Annotated in this window: 4 protein-coding genes; 2 read left to right on the top strand and 2 right to left on the bottom strand. The window is 44.2% G+C overall.

The features are described from left to right. Positions 1-111 precede the first annotated feature (111 nt). Positions 112-1,182: a beta-N-acetylhexosaminidase gene (gene nagZ / locus CXF58_RS02610; protein WP_102076486.1), complete on the bottom strand. Its 1,071-nt coding sequence runs from the start codon at positions 1,180-1,182 to the stop codon at positions 112-114. Between the two features lie 554 nt (positions 1,183-1,736). On the opposite strand from nagZ, the gene CXF58_RS02605 reads away from it, so the two are divergent. Next, the gene (locus CXF58_RS02605) at positions 1,737-3,947 is read left to right on the top strand and encodes a carboxy terminal-processing peptidase (RefSeq protein ID WP_068407623.1); all 2,211 of its coding nucleotides are present in this window, start codon (positions 1,737-1,739) and stop codon (positions 3,945-3,947) included. A gap of 483 nt (positions 3,948-4,430) precedes the next feature. Here CXF58_RS02605 and CXF58_RS02600 read toward each other — a convergent pair whose 3' ends face one another. Beyond that, positions 4,431-4,916, bottom strand: coding sequence for an FKBP-type peptidyl-prolyl cis-trans isomerase (locus CXF58_RS02600; RefSeq protein WP_068407618.1), 486 nt, complete (start codon positions 4,914-4,916; stop codon positions 4,431-4,433). A gap of 326 nt (positions 4,917-5,242) precedes the next feature. On the opposite strand from CXF58_RS02600, the gene CXF58_RS02595 reads away from it, so the two are divergent. Continuing rightward, positions 5,243-7,213, top strand: a complete 1,971-nt coding sequence (locus tag CXF58_RS02595) for a M61 family metallopeptidase (protein WP_228706518.1) — start codon at positions 5,243-5,245, stop codon at positions 7,211-7,213. The last annotated feature ends 16 nt before the right edge of the window (positions 7,214-7,229 follow it).

Here is a 7,229-nt window from a genome sequence, read left to right as displayed (position 1 = left end):
GTTATTTATAAATAGCTAGTATTAATATTAAAAAGACCGCATCTTAGGTTTAAGGTGCGGTTTTTTCTTGCATCAAGTAAGACTGGAATAAAGCTGGTTTGGTTAAATGAATTATCTATAAGCGGTTGGATCTTTTGACTCAGTAGGTGCTTTCGTTTGACTGGCAAAAAAGGTCTGTAAGATATTTTCCTTTGCTTGTTGCCAATAGTCAAACTGCTGGCTCGTTGATTCAAGGTCGCCCTGCCAAACAGGTATTTGCCCACGCATGGCTTTGATACGTTTTTGGTCAGGATAGGGTAGCTCTTGGGCTGCTCTGGCGGCTTCGTGAGCAGCAACGCGATCATTACAGACAAGAGCAATATCGCAGCCTGCTTCAATTGCTGCTTTGACGCGGGCGCTGACATCACCGGCAGCTTGCGCACCAGCCATTGATAAATCATCAGAAAATAAAACCCCATCAAAATTCAGCTGTTTGCGAATGATGTCTTTGAGCCAAATTTTTGAAAATCCAGCGGGTTTTTTATCGACTTGTGAAAAAATCACATGCGCCGGCATTAAGGCATCAAGCCAAGGCAGCGTCTGCGCAAACGGCTGCATGTCGCTATTGATAATCTCATCTAAACTACGTGTATCGATTGCTTCTGCCACATGCGAGTCAGGCGCGACGGCTCCATGACCGGGAAAGTGCTTACCGGTGGTTGCCATACCCGCCGCTTTCATACCGCGCATGAACTGGCTTGCTAAAGCGATAATGGCTTGCGGATTTTGATGAAAACTGCGATCGCCGATCACTTGGCTGATGCCGCCTCTATCGAGCACCGGCGCAAAGCTCAAATCAATGCCGACCGCCAATACTTCTGCTGCCATCAAATAACCACAATCGTAAGCAAGGCTCAAGGCGCGACTAGGGTCTTGGTCAAATAATTCGCCGAGCCTGCCCATCGCCGGTAATGGCGTAAAACCTTGACGTAATCTGGCAACGCGGCCGCCTTCTTGATCGACGCCAATCAATAAATCGGCATTGTGCTGGCGGATATCGTCACACAAGGCTCGCACTTGCGCCGCATCTGCCACATTGCGGGCAAATAATATCACCCCGCCGACTTGTGCTTGTTTGATTAAACTGACATCTTCAGCAGTCAGTGCGGTACTATCGATATCAATCATTAAAACGCCGTACATTGCGTAATCCTTATCAGGCTAGAGGGTGGTTTTCTCATTTGTACTACATTATAAGTCAAATCGAGACAGAGCTTAGAGATGAGACGGTTTTTTCTTATGGATAATCTTTCTGTTGCGGACGGTTTGGCGCTACTCACTTTTACCTTATATTATGCCAGTGATTGCAAGATGCGCATAATGGCGGTTTGCTTGGCTTAAATAAATTAGGTTTAAATCATAAGTTTAAACAAGATGATTCACGCTTATAACCAAATGCAACAATGGATGCGCTACAAAATAGCCAGACCGCGTGTAAGATTGTTTATACAGATTGAGACAGTGGTATATTTATAGCTGTGCTAGTATTGATTGATTTTTAACAATGAAAATAAGGACCTATTCTAAGATCATTATCCCATATTTGCCTGCTTTTAATGCTAGCGTAACCTATGGTTTAATGGTAAATATAATAGGGTGAAAAATCGCGACATTTTTTGGCTTATAGTCTAATAACTACCCTCTATTGGTAATAACAACTCAGCATACTTTTAACTTAAAATAATTAGGTATATACGATGAAAAAACAACCAGCACAGTGGTTACTCAGTGCAGCGTCAGTGGGCGTCGCTGGTCTTATCCTCACTCAAAGCTACAGCACCGCAGTGGCTGATAGCAATACAGCAGGCTTTAAAGCCACCCCTGAGCAACAGGTTACCACTCGCCAAGTAGCGGCCTTGCTGGATCGCAGCCATTATCTCAATCAGCCGCTCGATAGCGCCATGGGTAGCGAGATTTTGTCTATGTATATTGACAGTCTCGATCCAAACCATACCTTGTTTTTGCAATCTGATGTCGATGAATTTAAGAAGAAATATGCCGACGAATTTGCCGCGCGCCTAAAACGTGGCGACCTATCGGCTGGAGTGGCGATTTTTGAGCGTTACCGTCAGCGCTCTAATGAATATTTTACTCTATCAAAACAACTGCTGAAAACCAAGATAGATTTAACCAGTGAAGATAGCATCGTCCTTGACCGCGAAAAGCTCAGTCATTTTAAAACCAAAAAAGAACAGCGCGACTATTGGACGCGTCAGCTGAAGTTTCAGTTGATGAGTATTACTTTAGGCCAAGAAGATGAAAAGGCGAAAGAGAAAGTCTTTTTAAGTAATCCTGATATTACGCGCGGCCAAGACTTGCTGCGTAATGATGAGCGCACGCCAAGTGAGATTTTGCTCAACCGCTTATCGCGTCAGCAAGAGCAGCTTGCGCGTCTAAAAGATGATGAAATCATGGAAACCATCTTAAATACGGCGATGCTCACTTATGACCCGCACAGTAATTATTATGCGCCAATTCAGGCCAATGAGCTGCAAATTCAATCGAGTCTGCAATTAGAAGGCATCGGGGTTTCTATCCGTCCTGACCGTAAAAACCCAGATTATACCCGCATTGTCACTTTGGTAGATGGTGGCCCAGCAGCCAAATCTGGGCAGATTAAGCCCAATGATTTGATTATTGGTATTGCCAAAGACGGCGAGAATATGGTTGATGTGGTTGGCTGGTCAACACGTGAAATCGTCGGTCTGATTCGCGGTAAACGCGGCACCTCGGTGACCATTAAGGTGCGTCAACCAAATACGCCCGATACCAGCGCCCGTAATGTAACCGTGGTCCGCGATATTATTCAGCAAGAAGAGTCGGGCGTAAAACAGCGTGTCGTTGAAGTACAGCGTCCCAATATCGATAAAACGCCAAAACGTATCGGTGTGCTTGAGATACCAAGTTTTTATCTCAACTATCGCGCGCGCCGCAATGGTGAAGAGTACCGTAGTGTCAGTGACGATACCGAAAAAGCCCTTAAAGCGCTTAATAAAGAAAATATCGACGGTCTAGTGGTTGATTTACGTAATAACCCAGGCGGCTCGCTCGATGAGGTCGCCAAAATGCTCGGCTTCTTTATTAAAAGCGGCCCATTGGTGCAAATTCGCGACAATCGTGGCAATATTCAAGTCTACCGCGATGACGATGGCGGCGAACAGCTTTATGACGGCAAAGTGGTTGTTTTGACCAATTTAGCCTCTGCCTCTGCCAGTGAAATCTTTGCTGCTGCGATTCAGGATTACGGTCGCGGCCTCGTTGTCGGTAGCACCACGACTGGTAAAGGTTCGGCGCAAATCCAGCTAGACAGCTTGGCTTTGGGTACAGCGACGCTCACGCAGCGTAAGTTCTACCGCGTCACTGGCGGTAGTACGCAAAATAAAGGCGTGGTCCCTGATATTGAATTGGTCAATATCTACGATGATGCGACTTTTGGCGAGCGCGCGCAGAAAAAAGCCTTACCATGGGATACGATTAAAACTGCCCCTTATAAGCCTGAAGGTAAATTCTCTGCCAATACCTTAGCAACGCTAAATCAGCAATCAAAAATCCGTCAGCAGAAAAACCCGCACTTTGTGTATCTATCGACGCTGAATGATATTCGTAATATGGAAGATGAGAAAAAACCGATTCCTCTTGATATCAATAGTCGCCGCGCCAAAATGCAGCTGATAGAAAAACGCTCATTGGAAGCCGAAAATAAACGCCTAATTGCAACGGGCGAGCGTCCTTATGCCAATTGGAATACTTATCAAGCGGCCATGGATGCAAAATTTGAAGAGCGCAGTCAGATGAAAGAAAGCGAGCGTCCTGAGCTACCTGAGGATGAAGCCTTCATTAAGGAAGCGGCTTATATCATGCTTAGCGCTGATCCAAAGGTGCAGGCTAGCCCAGAAGAAAAGCTATAAAGATTGCAACTGTTGAACAGTCATTATCGGCAATAAAAATGCGTGTAAGCATATGCTTACACGCATTGACGTTTAGACCTCTTACTTACCTCATGCCAATCTGCGATTATAACTGTACGGCACGATTGAACGAAAAGGTTCATAGATACTAGGGATTGGTATCGCAAAGGTCGCATCAGGGATAGGTGGTTTGCTGATTAGGGAAGATAAGGCTGGATGCCTGTACGTTATAAGATGCTCCGGGATTAAGTATCTGATAACATTAACATGGATGGTTGGTGATAAAAGCCGCATAATACTTGTTGTTATGCGGCTTTGTTACGTCTGTAATCTCTAAAACTTATCCAAAAAAAGGTCAGTAGATTGCTCTACTGACCTTTATAGCTAGACGACGCTAACATTATCAATAACTATTCATTAATAATTAACTATTCGCCTAAGCATTTTATCGTCTGAAAATTTTACGCCAAACTCAAGAAGATATTAGTGCTCAACGCCACCAGCGCCATGGATATGGCCGTGGTTTAGCTCGTCTTCAGTGGCTGCGCGTACTTCTTGAATTTCTACATCGAACGTCAAACGCTTACCAGCTAACGGATGGTTTGCATCAACCGTCACTTCTTTATCGTTTACGTCAGTCACAGTTACTAGCATCACTTGACCGCCAGCTTCTGACTGAAACTGCATACCAGGCTGGATATCATCAACGCCTTGGAAGTTTTCGCGTGGTACATGTTGTACCGCTTGTTCTTGGTATTCACCGTAACCATCAGCAGGCTCTACAACGGCATTGACTCTTTCGCCAGCAGATTTGCCTTCTAGTTGTTGCTCAAGACCTGGGATGATGTTGCTATGGCCATGCAAATACGCAAGCGGTTGACCTTCTGGAGACTGGTCAAGGATATTGCCTTCGTCGTCTTTTAGCGTGTAGTTAAACTTGACGGCAGTGTCTTTTGCGATAGTAGTCATAAATTATCCTAAATATGTCGTTATTGAAATTTAAATACGGTTGCAATAAACCTAAAAAAGCCAATCAGCCAGCCAAATAGCCACGTCATTAGTCAATTATCATCAGTTTATTAGGGTAACTTTAGCAGTTAGCATCTTTAATTGCGATGCCTGCCAGCGGTTTCAAGGTTAAAATCCGAAAAAATAGCAATTATTGGGCGAATTAATGTAAATAAATATGATTTTTCAGTTTTGGCCGTTGGTAAAGGTAAGAGGCTAAAGTTTGCTAGTTGCGTTTTTGCATGATGGCTTCTACCATAGTCATAAACATAAGGATAATAACGTTTATGAATTTATCTTCTCAAATCTCACCGATTAATAATTTAAATCAGCCAACCGCTCATGTCTTTTACCAATTCGACTTTGCGCGGTTTTTGGAGCATTTGGTCGATGTCGCGCTGACTTTCACCGCTAATACCGACGCGCCAAGTTTATGGTTGCCCGCCTGGATACCGGGTAGCTATTTAATGCGTGAATTTGCCCGTAATATAACCGCAGTGCATTATGAGATTTTAGACAGTCAAGTCGTTTCTAACGATAAACAAATCAACACGTATCGCGCGCAAAAAACAGATAAAAATACATGGCAGTTACCAGAGGCGCGGGCAGCACAACGTATACGCCTTCATTATGAAGTATATTGTTATGATTTATCGGTGCGTACGGCGTATGTCGACCAGCAGCGTTTGTATGGCAATTTTACCTCATTGGCCTTAGCGATTGATGGGCAAGAACAACAAGGGGTAGAAGTTGATTTAATCGTGCCAGCTGCATTTTTAGCGGATAAAGACGCTAGTCTTGTGCGCTTGGCGTGTGGACTTGAGGCAGTACAGTCGCAAATTGATAAGCTGCGAATATATACTCTACAAGCAGACAGCTATCATGAGCTGATCGATCATCCGTTTGAGTTTGCCGAACAAGATAACTTTGATTTTATCATTCAAGATAATAGCCATCAGACGCTTAGCCATCATTTTTATCTTTCAGGTAAGTATAGCGCTAACATGGGACGCTTGCGGCAAGATGTTACTCAAATCTGTCAGACTTATTTAGATTGGCTTGGCGATGCGCCCTTTAACAATTATACCTTTATGACCTTTGCCAGTGGGCAGGATTATGGCGGGCTTGAGCATATCAACTCGACCAGTTTGATTACCCCGCGTCGTGATTTGCCTAATGCTGATGAGCCAAAAGTGCCAAGTGCCGATTATCAACGCTTTTTGGGCTTATGCAGTCACGAGTATTTTCATGCGTGGTGGGTCAAAACCGTGCGTCCAGATGTGATGCTAGATGTGGATTTACGCCGCGAAGCCTTTACGCCGCTGCTTTGGGTATTTGAAGGTTTTACCTCTTATATCGATGATTTTATGTTGCAAGCGTCAGGCGTCATTGATAAAGGAAGCTATCTTAGATTGCTTGCCGAACAAATCAATCGCTACTATCAAACCCCAGGACGTGCGCATCAAAGCGTTGCCGAGTCAAGCTTTGACGCTTGGATTAAGCTGTATCGCAATGATGAAAATACCGGCAATGCAGGTATCAGTTATTACAACAAAGGCGCATTGGTGGCGTTATGCTTGGATTTGACCCTGCTTGCAAAAAGCGATGGGCGTTATCGTTTATTTGATGTGGTTAAAGAATTTTATAGCCAAGCAAAACAAAATGATAATAAACGCATCGGTATCAGTAGCGCCGATATGGGTGCAGTTATCGGACAATTTATGCCGTTAGCAGATTGGGAAGAGTTTGAGCGCCGTTATGTCAATGACGTAGAGGAGCTGCCACTAGAGGCGTTGCTAGTGGCCAATGGTATTAAGATTCATACCAACACCAAAGAGACGGCAGATAAAAACATACCGTGGGGCATGCGTTGTAGTGAGACACCGCTGGGATTAAAGGTTAATCGTGTCAGCCGTAATAGTGCGGCTGCCAAGGCGGGTATCTCAGCGCATGACATCATTGTCGCTATCGACGGTATCAAAGCAGACACTAAGCAATTAGCAACGTTTAGTGCTGCCACGCGTGCTGTGCAATGTCATTTATTTCGCCGTGATGAGCTAATGGTAGTTGAAGTTTTGCCTAAAGCTGATTTGGTGGATAATAATACGTATGACTATAATGAAAAAGTTTTCCCGCATAGCATCAGCTTACGGTTAGCAAGGGCGAGTACAGATTGTGAAGACGATAGTAACTCTGTAGGGTATGCCAATACTGAAGATACATGGCTAAATGCGCTAGCACGCTATCAAAGTGAATAGATAAATAATAAAGCGT

The sequence above is a fragment of the Psychrobacter sp. Sarcosine-02u-2 genome, assembly GCF_002836335.1.
GTDB lineage: Bacteria > Pseudomonadota > Gammaproteobacteria > Pseudomonadales > Moraxellaceae > Psychrobacter > Psychrobacter faecalis.
Note: the sequence above shows the minus strand (reverse complement) of the source record. Positions and strands in the feature narration are given on the sequence as shown.

Excerpts from the sequence above, each read along its gene's own strand:
- CXF58_RS02595 (WP_228706518.1), top strand. The coding sequence starts at position 5,243 with ATGAATTTATCTTCTCAAATCTCACCGATTAATAATTTAAATCAGCCA.
- CXF58_RS02600 (WP_068407618.1), bottom strand. The coding sequence starts at position 4,916 with ATGACTACTATCGCAAAAGACACTGCCGTCAAGTTTAACTACACGCTA.
- nagZ (WP_102076486.1), bottom strand. The coding sequence starts at position 1,182 with ATGTACGGCGTTTTAATGATTGATATCGATAGTACCGCACTGACTGCT.
- CXF58_RS02605 (WP_068407623.1), top strand. The coding sequence starts at position 1,737 with ATGAAAAAACAACCAGCACAGTGGTTACTCAGTGCAGCGTCAGTGGGC.